The 657-nt window shown below is 59.7% G+C and carries 1 protein-coding gene and 1 pseudogene; one reads left to right on the top strand and one right to left on the bottom strand.

Translation table 11 applies throughout. From position 1 onward, the window contains the following. Positions 1-519, top strand: a 519-nt coding sequence (locus tag F3J08_RS16845; RefSeq protein ID WP_166931929.1) for an IS630 family transposase, incomplete at its 5' end; no start/stop codon positions are given. A 12-nt stretch (positions 520-531) separates the two neighbouring features. Here the strand turns inward: F3J08_RS16845 and F3J08_RS16840 are convergent. Further along, positions 532-657, bottom strand: a pseudogene (locus F3J08_RS16840) (IS481 family transposase); the annotation flags it as partial.

Here is a 657-nt window from a genome sequence, read left to right as displayed (position 1 = left end):
CCCGAACGTCTTGTGTTCATCGACGAAACCTGGGCATCGACCAATATGGAGCGCCGCTACGGACGCTGCCGCAGGGGGCAGCGCCTGCGCTCCCCCGTGCCGCACGGTCACTGGAAGACCACGACCTTCATCGCAGGCTTGCGGCTGAACGGGATCGTAGCTCCCATGGTGCAGGATGGCCCGATCAACGGACGCAGCTTCCAGACCTATGTCGAGCGCGTGCTGGTGGCGGATCTGCTTCCCGGCGACATAGTCATCATGGACAATCTCGGCTCGCACAAGGGACCGGGCGTGCAAAAGGCGATCGAAGCCGCTGGAGCCAGTCTGCAGTTTCTCCCTCTCTACAGCCCGGACTTCAACCCGATTGAAATGACATTCTCCAAGCTCAAGGCCCATATCCGCCGCGCTGCCGAACGAACGCGCGACGCCCTGTGGGACAGGATCGGCAGCCTCATCGATCAGGTCTCACCAGCAGAATGTCCAAACTTCTTCACTGCCGCAGGGTATGAGCCAGATTGATCGGATTATGCTCTAGATGTTTGGTCCCGGGTTTTGATGGTGCGGGTTTTGCGTGAATCTTGATGGCTCGTGCTGCCATTGCTGGCAAACGAATTCGTATGGCGTGAGGCCCCGGAGCGTCTTCAGTCGACGTGCGAA

The sequence above is a fragment of the Asaia sp. As-1742 genome (assembly GCF_011753235.1).
In the GTDB taxonomy this organism is placed as follows: domain Bacteria; phylum Pseudomonadota; class Alphaproteobacteria; order Acetobacterales; family Acetobacteraceae; genus Asaia; species Asaia bogorensis_B.
The sequence above is the reverse complement of the archived record's forward strand: the minus strand, read 5'-3'. Positions and strand labels throughout refer to the sequence as shown.